At 37.7% G+C, this 20089-nt stretch carries 18 protein-coding genes; all 18 read right to left on the bottom strand.

Features of this window, described 5'->3' with window-relative positions; all coding sequences use genetic code 11:
• Positions 1–158: 158 nt before the first annotated feature.
• On the bottom strand, positions 159–554 hold the full coding sequence (locus tag VIO64_RS04905; RefSeq protein WP_331915749.1) for a TIGR02530 family flagellar biosynthesis protein: 396 nt from the start codon (positions 552–554) through the stop codon (positions 159–161).
• Positions 555–556: 2 nt separating this feature from the next.
• On the bottom strand, positions 557–1408 hold the full coding sequence (locus tag VIO64_RS04900) for a flagellar hook capping FlgD N-terminal domain-containing protein (protein WP_331915747.1): 852 nt from the start codon (positions 1406–1408) through the stop codon (positions 557–559).
• 13 nt (positions 1409–1421) lie between these two features.
• Complete coding sequence (locus VIO64_RS04895; protein WP_331915745.1) at positions 1422–3098, bottom strand: flagellar hook-length control protein FliK; 1677 nt, start codon at positions 3096–3098, stop codon at positions 1422–1424.
• Between the two features lie 64 nt (positions 3099–3162).
• Positions 3163–4041: a DUF615 domain-containing protein gene (locus tag VIO64_RS04890; RefSeq protein ID WP_331915743.1), complete on the bottom strand. Its 879-nt coding sequence runs from the start codon at positions 4039–4041 to the stop codon at positions 3163–3165.
• A gap of 9 nt (positions 4042–4050) precedes the next feature.
• Entirely contained in the window at positions 4051–4497 is a 447-nt protein-coding gene (gene fliJ / locus VIO64_RS04885) for a flagellar export protein FliJ (protein WP_331915741.1), read from the bottom strand.
• An 18-nt stretch (positions 4498–4515) separates the two neighbouring features.
• Positions 4516–5829, bottom strand: a complete 1314-nt coding sequence (gene fliI, locus VIO64_RS04880) for a flagellar protein export ATPase FliI (RefSeq protein ID WP_331915739.1) — start codon at positions 5827–5829, stop codon at positions 4516–4518.
• A gap of 35 nt (positions 5830–5864) precedes the next feature.
• Positions 5865–6635 (bottom strand): FliH/SctL family protein, encoded by a 771-nt coding sequence (locus VIO64_RS04875; protein ID WP_331915737.1) that lies wholly within the window; start codon positions 6633–6635, stop codon positions 5865–5867.
• Positions 6628–7653, bottom strand: a complete 1026-nt coding sequence (gene fliG, locus VIO64_RS04870) for a flagellar motor switch protein FliG (protein WP_331915735.1) — start codon at positions 7651–7653, stop codon at positions 6628–6630. The genes VIO64_RS04875 and fliG overlap by 8 nt, the downstream gene beginning before the upstream one ends.
• A gap of 51 nt (positions 7654–7704) precedes the next feature.
• Positions 7705–9309 carry a flagellar basal-body MS-ring/collar protein FliF gene (fliF, locus tag VIO64_RS04865; protein WP_331915733.1) on the bottom strand — a complete coding sequence of 535 codons (1605 nt, stop codon included), beginning with the start codon at positions 9307–9309 and terminating at the stop codon, positions 7705–7707.
• A gap of 151 nt (positions 9310–9460) precedes the next feature.
• Positions 9461–9763 (bottom strand): flagellar hook-basal body complex protein FliE, encoded by a 303-nt coding sequence (fliE, locus tag VIO64_RS04860; protein WP_331915731.1) that lies wholly within the window; start codon positions 9761–9763, stop codon positions 9461–9463.
• A gap of 87 nt (positions 9764–9850) precedes the next feature.
• Positions 9851–10294 carry a flagellar basal body rod protein FlgC gene (gene flgC, locus VIO64_RS04855; RefSeq protein ID WP_331915729.1) on the bottom strand — a complete coding sequence of 148 codons (444 nt, stop codon included), beginning with the start codon at positions 10292–10294 and terminating at the stop codon, positions 9851–9853.
• 3 nt (positions 10295–10297) lie between these two features.
• Positions 10298–10711, bottom strand: coding sequence for a flagellar basal body rod protein FlgB (flgB, locus tag VIO64_RS04850; protein WP_331915727.1), 414 nt, complete (start codon positions 10709–10711; stop codon positions 10298–10300).
• Between the two features lie 356 nt (positions 10712–11067).
• Entirely contained in the window at positions 11068–12393 is a 1326-nt protein-coding gene (trmFO, locus tag VIO64_RS04845) for a methylenetetrahydrofolate--tRNA-(uracil(54)-C(5))-methyltransferase (FADH(2)-oxidizing) TrmFO (protein ID WP_331915725.1), read from the bottom strand.
• Between the two features lie 80 nt (positions 12394–12473).
• Entirely contained in the window at positions 12474–14555 is a 2082-nt protein-coding gene (topA, locus tag VIO64_RS04840) for a type I DNA topoisomerase (RefSeq protein WP_331915723.1), read from the bottom strand.
• Positions 14556–14579: 24 nt separating this feature from the next.
• Positions 14580–15689, bottom strand: a complete 1110-nt coding sequence (gene dprA / locus VIO64_RS04835; protein WP_331915721.1) for a DNA-processing protein DprA — start codon at positions 15687–15689, stop codon at positions 14580–14582.
• A gap of 193 nt (positions 15690–15882) precedes the next feature.
• Positions 15883–16608: a DUF2161 family putative PD-(D/E)XK-type phosphodiesterase gene (locus tag VIO64_RS04830; RefSeq protein ID WP_331915719.1), complete on the bottom strand. Its 726-nt coding sequence runs from the start codon at positions 16606–16608 to the stop codon at positions 15883–15885.
• 85 nt (positions 16609–16693) lie between these two features.
• A complete protein-coding gene (locus tag VIO64_RS04825; protein ID WP_331915717.1) occupies positions 16694–17890 on the bottom strand; it encodes a sensor histidine kinase in 1197 nt (398 codons plus the stop codon).
• 95 nt (positions 17891–17985) lie between these two features.
• Positions 17986–20067, bottom strand: coding sequence for a substrate-binding domain-containing protein (locus VIO64_RS04820; RefSeq protein ID WP_331915715.1), 2082 nt, complete (start codon positions 20065–20067; stop codon positions 17986–17988).
• Positions 20068–20089: the final 22 nt, after the last annotated feature.

The raw sequence follows: 20089 nt of genomic DNA, 5'->3' as shown, positions 1-20089 counted from the left end.
ATTAAAACTCCTCCTTCAGCGGACTATTCCATCAGTCGATCCGGAATAGGCGGCCCCCCCGAAGGGTCCAGCCGCAATATAATAACCTTCATTTTAATATCGGAAAATTTTGCTTGTTTGTTAACCTTTAATGCAGATCAAAATGTTAATATAGAATACTATGCGAACACAGCTCCATCAATATTTGTAAATACATTGTCTTTAAGTTCGTTGTTGTTTACCGCAGTTATGACTGTTTTACTTTTTACATTAACTACGAATGCCATATTGTCCACTATTACCAATGAGTCCTTTACTCCTTTCATGCTGGCCTTGTTTACTGCCTCTGACATCTTTTCCTTTTGGGCTTCAGTAAGCTTTATGTTTCGGGATTGGAGCCTTTGCTCGGCATGCTTTGAAAATTTCAGACCTTCATTCTCGTTTATTTTATCCTTTAATATAGAACCAAAGTCATTGGCAGCACCTGTCTTTTCCTTTGTGGGATTGCTTCTTTGCAAATTTTGACTGCCATTTATTCGTCCGATGTTATTAAAGTAATTGTTGTTTACAACCATAACTACTCACCAGCCTTTGGCGGCTCTACCGATCTGATATTCATTATGCTTTCAACAGGCACATCCAGTTTGTCGAGTATCGCAGTAGTTACACCGTCCGGCGTTATCTTATACTCCCTGAGTATTCCCGATACAGGCACTTCCTTTCTTGTTTTCGGATCTATTACGTTAACCTCTACGGTCTCACCTATATGAGATTCCAGGTAGCTTTTCTTATATGTAGTATCTGTAGTTTGTACACCGGTTGCAATACTGGAAATCTGTACCTTGACTCCGTCCATAACCGCATAGTCTTCATAATAGCCCTTTTGTATTTCCGTTACTGTACCGCTGACAGGAACAATATCACCGGTGGAATTGCTGTAAACAGCACCCTTACACTCAAATCCAATCAGGTTGGTATAATTGGAAATATTACTGTTTCCACCTCTTTGCCCCTCTGTAATCTCTGTTACCTGGTCAACAGGAACCTCTTCACCTTTAACAATAACAAAGGTCTTATCCTTGGATATCTTTACAGATGTTACTTCTCCCTCAACGATTTTCTGCTGATTTGTGGATGCATCGTTTACCGTTGCTGTCACATGTTTACCCACCAAGTTCATGGCCTTTACTGAAGAAAACCCTGTATTCATGTTTTGCATCTGTTCCAATGAGCTAAACTGTGCCATTTGGCCTATAAATTCCTTGTCTTCTGTCGGCTTCATAGGATCCTGATATTTCAGCTGTGTTACCAAAAGATTTAAAAAATCAGTTTTACCAAGATCTCCAGTCTTTCTATTGCTGGTTGCCTTTGAAGACTCATCAATAATCTGCTGTATGGTTTTTTGTGTACCTATAGAACTAATAGCCATCTTACTTCCTCCTTCAAGCAGTAAGGTTAATTCTGCTTTCTCCCATTATGTAAGGATTCACTTTTTCAACATTTGAAGCTGCTTCCATAGTTGATACGGTATTGAACCCAATCGGTTTACCCTTGCTGTTATTTTCTTTTGCTCCCTGATTATAGTCCTTCTGCCCGCTAAATTCTCTTGAAGGGTTGCTGTCTACAGAAACGGAAAAACCCTGTATTGAAATGCCCTGCTTTTCCAATGTATCCTTCAAAAGCTGCATATTTGACTCCAGAACTTCTTTTACCTGTTGACTTTCCGCTATAAACTTTGCTGTGATTATTCCGTGTTCTGTTACTACTTTGAGGGAAAGCTTTCCAAGGTTCTCAGGTCTCATTGATATAACCATTTCAGACTTATCTCCATTAAAAACAACCTTTGCCTTATCAATTACCTGAGTCAAAATATCCCTTTTACTAACCGGCTGATCCTTAATAGTCTTAAGTGCTTCCACATCTCCCGCACTTTTATTTAAATTACCCTGTTCAGCCGGCACAGATTGCAAATTACTGCTTATTCCCTTCACATCAGCTTTTGACTCAATACTTAAATCCTCCTTTGAAGATTTAAGATATACCTGTTCCTGGTTTTTTCCTGCTCCCTGGTTCTCTGAAGCTTTTACATTTTCCTCTTTGCTATTTGCTCTTGGGTCCCTTAAATTCTCGGAATTTTGAGAAGCCTCTTTCTTTGCATCTCCAGCTTCAGTGATTTTTCCCATATTTATAGGCTGTGATTCTACAGTTTCCTCTTCGGAGTCCATAACCATCTCACTTTCGGTATTCCCTTGCATTGAAGCCTTACTGCTGTACTTGTCCATCATGCTCCTAACAACCTTTGTCAGTTCTTCTTTCATAGCTTCAGGATTTTCCTTAAGTTTTTGAGTCAGTTCCTCTATTTTTTCCTTCAACTTTTCTGCCAGCTCTTCAAGAGATGTCTTGGATTCTTCCTTTATGTTATTCACCTCTTTGGCATTGCTACCTCCAGCTTTTAGTTCATCGGTATTCATCTTGCGGATATCATCATTTTGCAAATCTTCCAATACAACGCTGCCATCTGCCGACTTCAAATCCACAAGCTTTACCACACCCTCAACAAGTTCCTTTAATGCATTTTTCTGCTCTACGTTGAGACCAAGCTTTTGTGCAATACCTTCTATGATAGCGGGAATTTTGGCTTCATCCTGAAAATCCTGAGGCTCGATATTAATATCTTCCATTATTTTTCTGAATTCCTCCGGCTGCATACCAAGAACCTGTGCAACAGCAATTTCTTCCTGTGATATTTCAAGACTTGCAGGTTTCTTTACTTTTTTATTATTCTCACCATTCATGCCGTCTTCTCTGTCAATATCATCATTGACCTTTTTAGACTCCTTTGTGCTGTTCATTTCAGGCTTTTGGTCGTTTCTTAGAGCTTCCTTGAAAGAGTTAAACCTTGGGCTATTCCTTTTAATTGATTCTCTTGCTTCTGCCTGGTTTCTGTTTAAGTTTCTTCTGTTTTCAGCCGCTTTTAATTGGATGTCGAAAGCCTCTCTCTCAAATGATGCTTTTTGAATTGTAGGTGCCGCTTTTTCATCGCTTAATGCTGCCTTGGATCCTGCTGGAAACACTTGCGTTTTTTGCATAAATCCTAGCATTAGGTTTTGAGTTATCATTGTCTCACCTCCTTTCGCTGTTAGCTCATTAATATAAAAACTAAACCTTTATTCCTATAGCTGGTTATTGGGGTTTAGGTGTAGCCATGTAAAATTTTGATAGTTTCTCAGAAACCTTGGCTGAAAATTCCGTCTTCATTGCTGCAAGGACCTCCGCTGAAGACTCTTTTTTCATATACCTTAGTATGTCTACCACAAGATCAATTTTACCAGTGCCAAGCTGCTCAAATATAGCAGCCGCAGCAGATGGATCCATGGTTTCATACAAAGTTGCGAATTTCTTTGTTTCAGTGTCAACCTTTTTTTCTGTAATTATCTCTTTGTAAATTTTCTCTGAGACCTCAGGATTAAGCTGCTCGTAAAACTCTTTGAACCCTGTTTTGTCTCCCTTTGCTACAATCTCGTCTATCTCTTTTTTATAGCCTTCCAGCTTCTTTCTTTCATCTTCCATTTGTTTTTTGCCAGCCTCATTTTGTTTTTTCAATTCTTCGTTATCCTTCTTGTACTTATCAGCCTCAACTTTTATTTTATCCTGCTCATTTTTTGTCTTCTCAAGTTCAGCAATCTTTTTATTTGCGTCATCCAACTCTTTTATTTTTTCATCCTTTGCCTTTTTAAGCTCCACATACTTTTTCTTTAAATCCTCAGGTGTCAATTCTTCCGGATCATCAGCTTCTTTGGCTGTTGGTAGTGCCAGGTTTAAAACAGGTATTCCCTGGATTTCCTTCCTGTACTTCTCAGCAGTACCGTTAACATTATTTTTTATAACAATAAATAAAGCCCCTCCAATAACCGCAATCATTATTACCAGTGCTGTCAAAAGAGCAAACAATACAAACAAGATTCCTTTTTTATCGCTCTCATCCACGCTTCCTTGCGGTTTAGGGCTTTGTAGTTGTTGATTTACTACTTCCTCTTCCAGGTTTTTATCCTTTTTGGCCATTTTTATCCCCTAAATTTCATTCTCTGTATATTTGTAGCTGACGATTTCATCCATTCTCTTTTGTTCATCCTTGCCTAACTCACTTAAGTATTCCTTATATTTTTTTTCCTTAAGTTTCTCTAAAATTTTCCTCTCTTTAACTATTTTTATAAGGTCTTCCCTATATCTATCGACATTATCGCTAGCTTCCTTAATATTTTTATTTTGCAGTTCAATGTTTTGGGCAAGCTTTGAAATATACAGTGTGTATCCCTTGAGCTCATCAATCCTTACGTAGGATGATGTCTTTTCCTGAAATTCACTTATATATTTTTCCCTGTTCTCAACAAGGAACCTTGCTTTTTCCTTCTCCTCCTCCAGCCTTTGAACAGCTTTTCCAAGCTCATTCTTTGCACTATCCTCAAGCTGGATTTTTATGTTTAGAAGAGGCTGCAGTCTGAATTTAAATTTTGCCATATATGATCATCCTTATCATTAATCCAATAGGCTGAACATCATATTGGTAGTCTCATCAAAAGTCAATTTGTCATGAGTTCCCTGCTCAATAAAGCCCAAAATTTTATCATGAACGTCTATTGCATAGTCAATTTTTTCATTGCTGCCCCTAACATATGCACCTATATTTATCAGGTCTTCCGCCTCTCTGTATACAGCCATAATCTTCTTTATTTCTGCTGCTGTTTTTTTGTGCTCTTTTGTTACAATGTCCGACATAACCCTGCTTATACTTGCCAATACATCAATAGCCGGGTACTGGTTTTTATTTGCCAGGGCTCTGGATAGCACTATATGTCCATCCAAAATTCCTCTTGCCGTATCAGTTACTGGCTCCATCAAGTCGTCACCATCAACCAATACTGTGTATAGTCCTGTAATGGAACCTTTATCGGAGCATCCTGACCTTTCCAAAAGCTTGGGCATCATAGCAAATACCGATGGGGTATAGCCCCTTGAGACTGGCGGTTCTCCTACTGCAAGCCCTATTTCCCTCTGTGCCATTGCAAAACGTGTCAATGAATCCATCAGCAGCAGGACATCCTTTCCCTGATCCCTATAATACTCTGCAATAGCCGTTGCTACAAGGGCTCCTTTAAGTCTTACCAATGCAGGCTGGTCTGATGTGGCGATTACAAGAATTGATCTTTCCAGCCCTTCTTCTCCCAAGTCCTTTTCTATAAACTCCTTAACTTCTCTTCCACGTTCTCCAATAAGTGCAATAACATTTATATCCGCTTTAGTATTCCTGGCAATCATACCTATAAGGGTGCTTTTTCCAACACCGCTTCCGGCGAATATGCCCACCCTCTGACCTTTGCCAACCGTCAAAAGCCCATCTATTGTTTTAACCCCTAATGACAGAGGCTCTGATATTCTCTTTCTTTGAAGGGGATGAGGCGTGGTGTTTTCAACTGGGTAAAAGCACTGGGTTTCAAAAACACCCTTACTGTCAATAGGCTTACCCATACCGTCCAATATCCTTCCCTTCAGCATTTCTCCCACACCAACCCGCAGCAGTTCACCTGTAGCCACTACCTTGTTACCAGGACCTATGCCGCTCATATCACCAAGAGGCATAAGAAGAACCTTATTGTCCTTAAATCCAACAACTTCCGCTTCTATGGCTTTTCTCCCCTTTGAAGTGTGAATGTAGCACATTTCTCCCATATTTACTTCAGGACCGGTAGATTCAATTGTTAATCCAACAACTTTTGATACTTTACCTGTATATTCAATATAATCAGATTTTTCCAGTATTTCCGCGTATCTTCCCAAGTCTATTACAGGCATTGTCCGCACCCCTCATGTAATTTTCAGGTAATCATCTATTTGTCCAAAATAACATTTCTGAATGCACTCTCGATTTTTTTGAATTTAGTCTGCATCCCTGCATCAATAGTTCCGTATGCTGTCTCCACCATACACCCTCCGGCCTTTAATGATGAGTCTTTCTTTATGTCAAGTTCACCTATACCCTCAACCATTCCCAAAATAATATCCTTGTTGGCACAGACATAGTCAAAGTCTTCATTTGATACCTTTAAGACCACATTTTCCTTGCTGGAACACTTTTCAAAGGCCTGCTTTATAAGTCCAAGAACGACTTCCTTATTGGTACTGATTTCCATGCCCAAAACCTTTCTGGCTATATCCAACACAATGTTTACAGCATCAGACTCAATACTTTCAAGGACCTCCTTATATTCAATCCTTGCATGCTCCTTGATAAACTCTGCCTCCTCAAGCAAGTCCTCATACTGCTTCTTAACCTCGTTATACCCTTCTTCGAAGCCTTTTTGCCTGGTCTCTTCCAAAATTGCAGCTGCATTCTCCATAGCTTGGTTCTGGATTTGATTTACAATCCTTTCGGCCTCGAAATTTGCCTCTTTTATTATCATTTCCGCTTCTTCACGGGCAGCTTCCAGTATTTGTTCCCTGGTTTCAACGTCATCCTGCTGCTGAATGAAAAGTTCCTTATCATCATCAAAACTCATATCATCGTCCATATGCTTAACTGTCTGAAAATTTAACGGCTTATTTACTTGAAACGGTAATCCCAGATTTATCTGATAGTTTTTATATACCTTGTTATACAATTATTTCATCTCCTCCGCCTCTGGAAATAACAATTTCACCTGCATCTTCAAGCTTTCTTATTACATTAACAATTTTTTGCTGTGCCTCTTCAACATCTTTGAGCCTTACAGGTCCCATGAAGTCTATATCCTCTTTTATCATCTCGGACAAACGCTTTGACATATTACCGAATATAAGCTTCTGAACCTCTTCGGTAGAGCCCTTTAATGCAATAGCAAGCTGGCTGTTGTCAACTTCCCGCAAGAACCTCTGTATCGATCTGTTGTCAAGGGTTAATACATCTTCAAATACAAACATTCTCTTCTTGATTTCTTCTGCCAAATCAGTATCTTCAATTTCTAAGGTTTCCATAATATATTTTTCTGTTCCTCTATCAACATTATTGAGGATATCAACAATTGACTGAACACCACCTGCAGCTGTAAAGTCCTCAGTCACCAGTGAAGAAAGCTTCTTTTCAAGCACCCTTTCTACTTCTTTTATTACTTCGGGAGATGTCCTGTCCATCGTCGCAATTCTCCTTGCCACATCCGCCTGTTTGTCCTGAGGCAAAGCCGATAAAACTATTGATGACTGCTGAGGCTTAAGATAGGCAAGAATTAGAGCTATCGTTTGGGGATGCTCGTTCTGTATAAAGTTTAGAAGCTGCGAAGGATCTGCTTTTCTGACAAAATCAAAGGGTCTCACCTGCAGCGATACAGTAAGCTTGTTTATAACCTCCAAAGCCTTTTGAGTTCCTAAAGCCTTCTCAAGAATTTCTTTGGCATAATTTATACCACCTTCTGCTATATAATCCTGTGCGAGGCATATCTGGTAAAACTCTTCTAAAACCCGTTCCTTGTCTTCTGGTGTTACAGTCCTAATATTTGCAATCTCAAGTGTAAGCTGCTCTATCTCTTCTTCCTTTAAATGCTTGAATATTTCAGCGGATTTTTCAGGTCCAAGAGATATTAAAAGCATAGCTGCTTTGGTTTTTCCATTATAATCACCTTTAAATCCGGTACTGTTACGGCTCACCTTTATCCCCCCAGCAATTTTTCGGCTAAGTTTCTTTTTATTATCTATATATTACTCCCAATCATCTGAAAGCCATGTTCTTAAGAGCTGTGCCACAGAATCAGGTTTTTGTTTTACAAACTTTTCAATCTGCTTCTTAACTTCAGATTTCTCTTCCATATCAATTTCTTGGATTTCATCCTCAAATTCATCTCCAACCGTTACATCAAAGCCACCTGTTGTTGCTGCAGCCAAAGCCGGCTCGGCCGCCGGAGCCGCCTCCTGTGGTGCTTCCTTTTTCTTCTTTCTCGGTATAAGTGCAATCATAAGACCTATAGTTAAAAGCAGCAGCAATGCAAAGAACCCATAAGCATTGACAAGCTCCTTTATTGTGTCGGCTAATGACTTAACTTCAATGGTTTCAGGAGCCATTTTATATTTGTTAACCGATATGTTAGCTGCCGGTATTCCTGTAGCTCTGCTCACATCGCTCTTAATTGACTCGATGAACTCAGCAGTGATATTCTTATCATCCTTAACCCTTCTTCCATAGTATAATGCAACGGTCATGGATGATTTCTCCATATTTAAGGCACCCAGTGCCTTCTCCTCATCTGTAACTGTTCTCTTATACTCGTTATTTATCTTCTCAGATGACTTGTCATATGTAGAATTGCCATCGGAATTTAATGGGTATGTAGTGGTATCTCCCGGGTTTGTGTCGGTTCCGGGAACTCCCCCTGCTTCTCCGTTAACAAGCTTCTCCTTCGTCCTCTCGGAGCTGATAATGGCGGGACCATCCAGACCTGTACCGTTTGAAATGTCACTTGTCTGCCTTTTAAGTTTATCAAAATCAAGAACAGGATTTACAACAGCCCTAATGCTTTCAAAGCTGTCAAGGGGCACCTTGTTGTAAAGATTATATACACTGTTCTCAAGTGTCACTTTCATCTTTTGCTTCATATCATACTGATTGTTTGCCTCATTTATTGTACTGTCCACCGATTGGTTATTCAAAATATTCAGATTATTATCAAGAACAGTGACATCCTTTGGTTCTAGCCCAATAACACTTGATGCAACCATCATGACAATACCCTGAACCTGTTTCTCAGTAAGCTCACTCTTCGGTTTGATAATTACATTTGCAGAAGGCTTTTCATTATCCTTCTTGTCAATTATAAACGGAGTGTCTTCAGGTTTGGATATAGTGACGCTTGCATCTTCAATATTATCCGCCAGCATTTTTAGTTTTGTGCTTAATGTTGACTCGTCATAGTGTTGCCAAAGCTTTTGTTTGTCGCTTTCGGTAGTATTTATTTTTATGGAGCTGAAAGCATCCTCAAAGGTCATGCCGCTTTTAGGATATCCGCCCTGAATTAATGCTACCTGTGCTTTGTTATTGTCTTTTGAATTTATAAGAATAGTTCCTGAATTTTGATCCAGCTTGAACTTTATATTCTGCTCCTGGAGAATTTTAGTCATCTCACTGATATCTTTTTGATTGGAACTTTTAATAAGCGGCACATAGCTTGTACGAGTAGCCAAAACTATGCTCGCTGCAAGAACAGTCACCAGAATGGCAGAAATAATATAAATCCGCCTTTTCTGGGACTTATCGAGAACTTTCCATAATTCAGCAGCTTTTTGCTGTAGCCTTGAAATAAATTCAGGCATAATTACACCACCTTTTACAGAGCTTTCTCTTCCGTGAAAAATTTCCAATCCTAGATTTGATACCCATTAACCCCTAATATAATCTTCCATTTATCTCCGTTCAGGTATTGCCATATTAACTTTCTTGTTTTGATTTTATTTAATTAAAACTTTAGATCTGCATTCTCATTATTTCAGTATATGCATCAAGAATTTTGTTTCTGATTTGAATAGTGAGCTGTAAGGCTACATCCGCCTTCTCTCCGGCAATCAAGACCTCGTGAATATTGTCAGTCCTTCCTGCTGCCAAATCATTTGTAAGCTCCTTTGATTGGGCCTGTAGTTCATTAACGGAGTTTAGGGCATTATTAAAAATCTCCGAAAAATTTAATCCCTTATTTTCACTGACCGGGATGTTCTTATCAAAAGTAACAGGGGATATTGCATTAAAACCGTTTATCGAGTTAACAGCCATAACATCCTCCATGTATAGTAGTTTTTACTAGATAATTATGTAGAATATACTTTATTTTATTAATACCATATTAATCTATTCGATATGTTAACGACCGATATCAAGTGCTTTAAGAGCCATACTTTTTGTGGTATTTATAGCAGTAACATTGGCTTCATAGGATCTTGTGGCAGAAATCATATTTATCATTTCCGTAAGAACATCCACATTGGGCATGTTTACATAACCATCTTTGTCAGCATCAGGATGTCCGGGGTTGTAAACCTTTTTTAATGGAGAAGAGTCTTCAACAATGTTACTTACCCTGACACCATTGCCTGCTATCTTATTTTTGCTGCTAGCACTTAAATACTCTGAAAATGGTGCCGATGCCGACTTTTCCTCAAATACCACAAGCTTCCTTCTATACGGCAGTCCGTTTTCACTTCTCGTTGTCTCGGCATTCGCAATGTTCTGGGATATTATGTCCATTCTGAGTCGTTGGGCTGTAAGCCCTGTAGAACTTATATCAAGAGAACTGAAGTATCCCATATATTATTTTCTCCCTTCACTTATTACCGACTTAAGCTTTCTAAATTCTCCTGAAAGTTTTTGCGTCAATGCGTTATACAATATGTTATTCTTTGCCATCAAAGACATCTCTGCCTCAATGTCAACATTATTACCGTCAAGTCTCATTTGAAGTGCGGAATTATCCTCTGTGACACTTATATTAACATTATCCACATTGCTTCCTCCAATGGGGATGTGCCTTTTATCTGTACGATAGCCCCTAAAGCTGCTTTTATCCATCGCATCGCTTAAAGCCTTTTCAAAAGCTACTGTTTTTCTTTTATAATCCGGTGTATCAACGTTGGCGATATTTTGTGTGATTGCTTCATTCCTTAAGACTGTACCATCCATTGCTTTTTCCAATATTTTTGCATTGTTGAATAACCATCCGACCATAGGTTATCCCCCTTCCAGTGGAATTCTTTAATTTTCCTATCACACCCTAAAATAAAAGAAAAAATTGTATTAATTGTATTAATGGTAACAAAAAATGATTAATCTTTCATATGGCAAAATTTCGACAAAACTTTTGGTTTCTCTTTACAAAAAGCTTAAATTTGATATGTAAATGCACTAAGAAGATAATATCTTGGTCATATAAATACATAATATCATAATTTTCTATGAAATTCAACAAAAAATGCAGTTGGAAAAATATATGCAATTATATATTTCTGGAGATAATACTAATAACTGCCTGGCACCATATAATGGACATCAGGCAGTCTATTAATTTACTGTAATATAGCTATTTATGAACTAAATCGTTCTTCAATCTGACTTTTTATTTCTCGTACCTTCTCTAAGGCCCTCTGGGATATTTCAAAGTTTTTCTTTCTCTTGTCTTTGATTCTGACATCCAAGCTGTCCATCAACCCGAAATTGACATTCATAGGCTGAAAATTTTTAACTGCAGGATTGGAAATATAACTGCTCAACGCTCCTATAGCCGTAAGTTTTGGAAAAAGAACCACATCCTTACCAAAATAGGTTAATGCAGCATTAATTCCTGCCAGCATACCGGATGAGGCCGATTCCACGTATCCCTCAACTCCTGTCATCTGGCCTGCGAAGAACAGGTTTGGCCTATCCTTAAGCCTATATGCTCCGTCCAGCTTACCAGGCGAGTTGATAAAAGTATTGCGATGCATTACTCCGTACCTTAGATATTCAGCATTTTCAAGGCCTGGTATCAATCCGAACACCCTTTTTTGTTCAGGCCATTTGAGCCTTGTCTGGAATCCTACTATATTATAAAGAGTGCCTTCTGCATTGTCCTGCCTCAGCTGAACTACAGCATAAGGCTCCTTTCCTGTATTGGGATCTACCAGACCTACAGGCTTTAAGGGGCCGAATCTTAGCGTATCCTTTCCTCTTTGAGCCATGCTTTCTACAGGCATGCAGCCTTCAAAAACAGCATCCTTTTCAAAGTCCTTTATCTCGGAAGTTTCTGCATTGTTAAGCTCATTTAGAAAATGCTCGTATTGCTCCTTATTCATAGGACAATTGATATAGTCATCTGACCCTCTGCCATATCTGGCAGCTCTAAAGGCCTTGCTCATATCAATGGAATTGTATTCAATAATAGGTGCTGCCGCGTCGAAAAAGTACAGGTATTCCTTTCCGATCAAACCACCTAAATAACCTGAAAATTCTTCAGAGGTAAGGGGCCCGGTTGCTATCACGGTAATCCCCTCTTCCGGCAGGCTCTTTATTTCCTCGTTTATAATTTGAATGTTTTCAGTTTTCTTTAAAATATCGGTAACCATTCCGGAAAAATTGGTCCTATCGACAGCCAGTGCACCTCCTGCTGGCACAGAAGTATCATCTGCACACCTTAGTATGATAGAATCCAATATTCTCATCTCTTCCTTCAAAAGGCCCACTGCATTTTCAAGCTGTGCTGAACGCAGTGAATTGCTGCAAACAAGCTCCGCAAATGTTTCTAGATGATGTGCCGGTGAAAATTTGCGGGGCTTCATTTCATAAAGCTTTACCTTTACACCTCTTTTGGCAATCTGCCATGCAGCTTCGCTGCCTGCAAGGCCAGCTCCAATAACATTAATATAGTCAGTCATTTATCCACATTTCCTCTTATTCTTTAGTCATTCTTTAGTTATTATTTAGTTATTATTTAGTCATTTATAATTATCCCTAATCATTCTTTAGGCTTTACATAATCGCAGCCTTCTTTACTGCATTTAATGGTCTCCTTCTTTCCGGATGCATGAGAAACCAAAAAGCTGTCGCATTTAGGACATTTTTCATCGGTTGGCTTATCCCATGTCATAAAACCACAGTCAGCTCTATTCTCACAGCTAAAATATTTTCTTCCCTTTTTAGTCTTTCTTATTACAACCTTGCCACCGCATTTTGGACAATTAACCCCTGCCTCTTCGACAATAGGCTTTGAGTTCCAGCACTCAGGAAATCCGGGGCAAGCAAGAAACTTACCGAACCTGCCCATTTTTACAACCATATTTTTACCGCATTTCTCGCAAATAACATCAGAAACCTCAACAGGTATTTCTACCTGGCCAATGCTTTCCTCTGCTTCATTCAATACAACAGCAAAATCTTTGTAGAATTCTTTCATGATTTCCACCCATCTTTTGCCTCCAACCTCCACTGCATCAAGTTTATTTTCCATTTGAGCAGTGAACTGAACATCCACTATATCTTTAAAATTATTTTTCATAATATCCGTTACAATTTTGCCCAGCTCTGTTGGAAAAAGAAATTTCTTATCCTTTTCGACATATCCCCTTGCAAGGATGGTAGTAATGGTAGGGGCATAAGTACTTGGCCTTCCTATCCCCTTCTCCTCCAATGCTTTTACAAGTGTTGCTTCTGTATACCTTGGCGGAGGCTGAGTAAAATGCTGTTTGGGATCAAGCTTTTTAAGGTCAAGCTCTTCACCTTCTTCTAAAACAGGTATATTGGTTTCGGAATTTTCTCCTTCATCATCCCTGCCCTCAATATATACTGACATAAACCCTGGAAATTTCACCTTCGATCCTGTTGATTTAAAAATATAATCGCCGGCATTTATATCTACACTCAATGTATCATATACTGCAGATGACATTTGACTTGCAACAAATCTTTCCCAAATAAGCTTATACAACTTATATTGCTCATTGGACAATGAATCCTTAATTTGATCAGGCTCCATACTTACGTAAGTAGGCCTTATGGATTCGTGTGCATCCTGGGAAGCGGATTTATTTTTATAAATCCTTGTTTCCTGAGGTACAAACTTTTCTCCGTATTTCTCCTTAATGTATTCCCTGGTCTCGTTCTGAGCCTCATTGGATACTCTTGTGGAGTCAGTTCTAATATATGTTACAAGACCCATTGCACCATGGCCCTTAATATCGACACCCTCATAAAGCTGCTGTGCAACCATCATTGTCTTCTTAGTGGTAAACCCAAGCTTTCTTGATGCTTCCTGCTGCATTGTACTTGTTATAAACGGAGGTGCCGGGGTCCTTTTCTTTTCACTTTTCTTTACCTTGGTTACAACATACTTCTTGCCATCAATAGATTTAATTATTTCATTTACCCTTGCTTCATCCTTTAATTCTATCTTACCTTCCACGTTTCCATGAAACTTTGCGTTGAAGGGAGTTTTGCCTTTTATCTGGTTCAATTTTGCATCAATAGTCCAGTACTCTTCAGGATTAAAATTTTCTATTTCATCCTCCCTGTCGCTTATAAGTCTTGTAGCAACTGACTGAACCCTACCCGCACTTAATCCCTTCTTAACCTTTTTCCATAGCAGAGGACTGATTTTATAACCTACTATTCTGTCCAATACCCTTCTCGCCTGCTGAGCATCAACCAGATTTAAATCAATCTTTCTTGGAGCCTTTATTGCATTTTTAACAGCATTTTTTGTAATCTCATTAAATGTGATTCTACACCTGTCATCTTCGCTTATATTCAAAATATTGGCCAAATGCCAGGATATAGCCTCACCTTCACGGTCAGGGTCAGTGGCAAGATATATCTTTTCTGCGTTTTTTGCTTCTTTTTTTAATTTTGCAATAAGATCGCCTTTACCTCTAATTGTTATATATTTAGGCTCAAAATTGTTATCAATATCAACCCCCATTTGGCTCTTCGGTAAATCCCTTACATGGCCCATGGAAGCAGTTATTTTATAACCCTTGCCCAAAAACTTTCCTATAGTTTTAGCTTTTGCAGGCGACTCAACAATTACTAAATTACCAGCCATCATAATCCTCCGTAATCTGCTTTTTTAATCTTTTATCTTAAAAACTTTACCGGGTATTTGCTCTATTACCCCTTTTAATTCCAGCATTACAAGCAGAGAACCTACAACCTTAACACTAAACCCGCTCTTTCTTGTAAGTTCATCTATGTGCAAGGGCTCAAGCTTAAGGCATTCAACCAGTCTTCTTTCATCGCTGCTAAGCCCTTTAAACAAGGCTTCATCAAAAGTCTTGTCATTTTTGATACTCCTAACGTTGTCAGTTATACCATAGTTAATTAATTCTTCCAATATATCTTCTACGCTTGTAACAATTTTTGCTCCGTCTTTAATCAATCTATTTGTACCTTTGCTATTTATGCTGTTTATATTTCCGGGAACTGCAAAAACTTCCCTGCCTTGTTCTAGTGCAAACTCTGCTGTGATTAAGGAGCCGCTTCTTTCACCTGCTTCTATAACCACTACTCCGATAGCCATTCCGCTGATAATCCTGTTCCTTGCAGGGAAGTTAGAAGGAAGTGGAGGTGTGCCGGGAGGGTATTCGGATATAACCGCACCATTTTTGGCCACTTCCGAAATAAGCCCTCTGTTTTCAGGTGGATATGCAATATCTGTCCCACACCCTAAAACTCCAATTGTCCTTCCCGTTTGTACTGCTCCCTTATGTGCATTAGTATCTATGCCTCTTGCCATGCCGCTAACCACCGTCAAACCAATACCAGCTAAAGCATAAGACAAGGTCTCCGCCATCTTTTGCCCATAGGAGGTTGCTCTTCTTGCCCCCACTATTGCAATGCATTTTTCATTTTTTAGTATATTCCCTCTTACAAATAAAATTATCGGCGGATCATATATATTTTTCAAATAATATGGATAGTTTTCATCTCTAATAGTAATTATATTTATTTTCTGCTCTTTTGCTACTTTTAAATGTTTCATTGCATCTTCTCTGTATTTTCCATTCATTAAGGAATTAATCCCTTGACGATTCAGAAAGGATGCCTTATTTAATTCTGCCTCGGAAGCACACCATATATTCTTTGGATGCTCAAAAAACTTGAGGAGCTGGCCGCATTTAACGCTGCCTAATCCTGGTATTGAATTTAACCAAACCCAATATATAAGTTCATCTTCCATATTTATACCTCTTTTATTGAAGTATGCAATCACTAGGCTATTATACCATACAAAACACAAATAACAATAACTTTATGACTATAATACTAAGTGTTTTATTTTTTTATATTGTTCCACAGATATATATCGTAAAAATTTGGATAAATATTAATTACTATTTAAATGCTTATAATATTTAAAAACTGATATATAATTATTGATCATTATAAAGTATTTTGTTCTTATAATGCTCTGCCAGTTCGGGGTATTCATCAAGTGCTCTTTTACCCGCATCACTGAGCCCATAAACACTTTTTTCATGTTTATAGAACCAACCGTAGAAGTTTCTATTTAAAATACTCCACGTTTTATTTGGGTCTGTTCCATATTGAGTAATTTTTTTTGCTGTCATTGGACCGAACATATTAAGGCAGCATGCTATATGAAGCGAGTTTTCCTTATAAGCTGTTACAAGTTTTTTTCCTCTGCTGCCGCCAACATTCAGCTCCATAGTTCTACCCTTAAGCTCTTCAACAAGCTTCAATCTTTTATCTTTACTTTTTTGTCTGCTCGCCTGAAAATCGAAGGGCTTTGGTGAAATAGGAATTTCCACAAGGTTTTTGCCTTCTAATGAAACAAGAATCAATCCTAACTCAAGCCTTTTAATGAGATTGCATATATCTTTCCATTTGGATGTACCTATAAGCTTTTTTGGCTTGGGAACAGCAATATAAACAAAATCACCAAGCTTTTGCCTCTTTACTGCCTGTGCTAGCAATTCAACACTTAAGTTTCTCTTGAGTTCAATTATTGTCAGCTGTTCATCCTTGGTTGCACATATATCACAGTAATGGGCCTCGCTCCTTACCTCATAGCCTTCCTTCACAAACAAATCATGTATAGGTTTATACAAATCAATTTCCAAAAAATCTTTTCCCATAAAAACAGGCCTCATTATTCTATGATTTTATTTACAACAGAAATTATAGAATAACTGGCCTTAATTTTCAACTATATAAACTCGACTAATTATTTACATTTGGAATGGAAATTGTAAATGCGGTTCCTTTACCCTCATGGGATTCAAACTTAATGTCTCCTTTGAACTCGGTTTTTATAATCTGATATGAACTGTATATACCGAGTCCTGTACCGTCTTTCCCCTTTGTGCTGACCATTTCCTTAAACAGTTTATCCTTTATATTCTCCGAAATTCCCCCAGCGTAGTCTTTTATTAGTATTTTTATCTCATCCCCTTGTTTATCTATCATCAGATCAATTATGCCCCCATCCTTATATGCCTGAGCGGAATTAATAATAAGGTTGTTTATAACTTGAATAAGACTTATAAGCCTTCCCTTAAATAAAGCATTATCACTTATGTTATACTGAGGATTTAATACGCACTTATGTATTTTCAGCTCATCTTTTATAATAATACCAAGCCTCTTTATCAAATCGGCTGCTGTAAAAGAATTGTATGGTGATATTGACCTTGAGACGGTTTGATCCTTTAAGGTTTGGACCAAATCCCGAAGATAAAAATAGTATTCCTGAATATTTGTAGCATAGGATTCCATATCTTTTGCTATTTCTTTATGGTCTTCATTTGTAACTGCAGGATCTCCAATAGAAAGGTTGTATTCATTTATAAGTTCCCTAAGAGTCTGGATGGAAGTGCCGATACACATTAGCGGAGTTTTCATATTATGAGATATACTACCTGTTATTCTTCCTATGAAATACAATCTCTCATTATCAATAAGGGTTTCATGTATTTCCTTCATCTTAACTTTAATTGACTGCTGCTCCTCTAGCAAGGCACATATTTGTCTTTTTTGCATGCATGATTTCTTTGCAGAAAGGACTTCTATCAGCAAATTATTTTTTAAACTTGATTTTATATAGCAGCTGTGTATATCGTATGCCGTAAACATATCCAAACTTGGGAATAATTCATCGCTTTCGACCAACAAAATTATTTCTACTGTAGAACTTATATTCCTTATTGACTCAATCATTGACATTTCCGAATGATCAGGATTATTTGTACTTAGGATCACCATATCTATATTACCGGATTTTAATGCATCCTGCATATCCAGCTTGTCGCTAAAAAAGTGCAAATCTACCTCATGCATTTGCAGAAGCTCTTTTTCCTCTGGCAAAAAAGATGTATCATTGCTATGAATAAGTACTTTTATTATGCTAGAAGTATTCAAATCCTGTCACTCCTTATTTGTTATTTCCTGAGGCATGATTAATAAATTTATATCGGAAGTTATTTTTTGATGGTGCCTAGACTTGATCAAAAGCTCTATAAAAAGAGCTTAATATAAAACGTTGTTCCCGCTGTATCATCTATGTTAAAGTATAAGTCACCGCCAAATCTTCCTTTTATTGTAGAGTATGAAAGCATAAGCCCGATACCTGTAGCGTTTTTGCCTCTTGTAGTAACCATCTTTTTAAAAATTGATGACCTTATTCCCTCAGGTATTCCAGTTCCATAATCTTTAACAGAAATAAGAATGCAGCCTTTTAACTGCTCAAATCTTATTTCAATCATGTCCGAATCATTCTCTTTATTGGCGTGAGCTGCATTAATCAATATATTGTCAATTACCTGAAGCAAGTTTATAACTTCTCCTGCTATTCTCAATTCAGGATTCGTTTCTATTTTTATATTAATTTTCTGAGTACTCAGAATTTCAGACTTTCTTATATGATTCTTAATACCTTCAATAAGGTCGCTAATGCTAAAGCTGTCCATATTTTTTGTTGTAAACTTGGCGTACTGGTCATTGATCTGATCCAAAACATTAGTCATATACCTTAAAGTAGAATCAATTCTTTCTATCCACGAACCCATATCTTTAGCTATATCGTGATGATCTTCCATTGTTACGGATTTGTCATCAATTGACTTTTCATATTCTTCTACCAGAGAATCCAGTGCAACGGTTGAGCCTGCAATTGTCATTATATGTGATTTTATATTATTGGCTATGCTGATTAATAACTGACCTAAAGTTGACATTCTTTCCTGCTCACTTAATTGTTCACTCATTCGTTCCTTTTCTAAAAGCATAAGTGCACCTTTTAATGTATTGCTTATCTGTCCCCTTAAAAGTTCAAAATTTATAACATCATCACTGTCAACCTCAAAACAAACAAAACCAAAATGTTCACTATTAAAAAACAATGGCTTTACAAGATATGTAAACTGCCTGTTATTAGGTATAAAGTTATCAGGCACCAGCATCTTTGTTTTAAACAACATGTCCTGTAATACTTGTCTTTCGTTATCATAATAAGCATACATAAGCTCTGAAAAATCCGGTATAGTGCTATTAAGATTTATGGGTCCTTCCTGGTATTTAATAATAAAACAGCTTTTGATGTTTAACTTTTTTAACGCTGTTGTTAAGAGATCATAAAGTGTTTCAAGGCTATAGGTTTGTAAATTTTCATGGATCTTAAAATTAGATATTGCCCTTATATAAAAATCCGAAAAGGTAGAAGATCTATTGGTATTTGAACTACATCCACAGGATTCTCTTACTACCATGGAGGTAGGAAGCTTTATCACATCAGATACTTCTGTACCGTTAATCTCCTCAATAAGCAGCTCAATAGCCTTTTCGGATATCATGTCCATAGGCTGACTTACAGTGGTCAGTGAAGGTGTTATTATTGCCGAATTGTGAGCATTATCAAAACCGCATACCACAAAATTATCTTTATAATCAAGGTTCATGCTTCTGAAATATTTAATGGCTCCAATTGCCATTTCATCATTGGCACATACAAGGGCATCAATTTTTATATTATTTTTTATTATATATTCTGCTGTTTCCCAGCCGGTCTCCGACTGGAAGTTACCGCTAAAAATTATCTTATCGTCAACCTCGATCTTGTTTTCTTCCAAAACGCTTATGTATGCACTAAACCTTACATTGGCTTCATCATTACTTAAAGGCCCCTTCAAAAACCCGATCTTTCTAAATTTATGATAATTTACCAAATGATCCACTAAGCTTTTCATGCCTTTTTTGTTATCCACAAGTATGCTGGGTACACCCGGAATATTTTCATATATAGAGACCTTTGGAATACCTTGGAACTCTTTGATATAGTCAATAAAGCAGTCCATTGAAACCTTATTTATCAAAGTCCCTGTTGCTATTATAAGGCCATCAAGTCTTGCAGCATCAGCAAGCTTGTAAACTATGTTATGCTCTCCGCTTATATTATCAGTATTAAATAGAATCCTTCCCTCATAAGTGATCAGATTGACATCCAGCTTCTCTGCCGCTTTTCTTATTGACGTCCAGAAAAGCGTCTGAAAATCTCCATCAATTTCATTTACAAAGAAACCAATATTCGGTCTTCTTCCCATAAATAATCTCCCTTTCAGAATT

Origin of the sequence: Pseudobacteroides sp. (assembly GCF_036567765.1) — a bacterium.
Lineage (GTDB): Bacteria > Bacillota > Clostridia > Acetivibrionales > DSM-2933 > Pseudobacteroides.
Note: the sequence above shows the minus strand (reverse complement) of the source record. Positions and strands in the feature narration are given on the sequence as shown.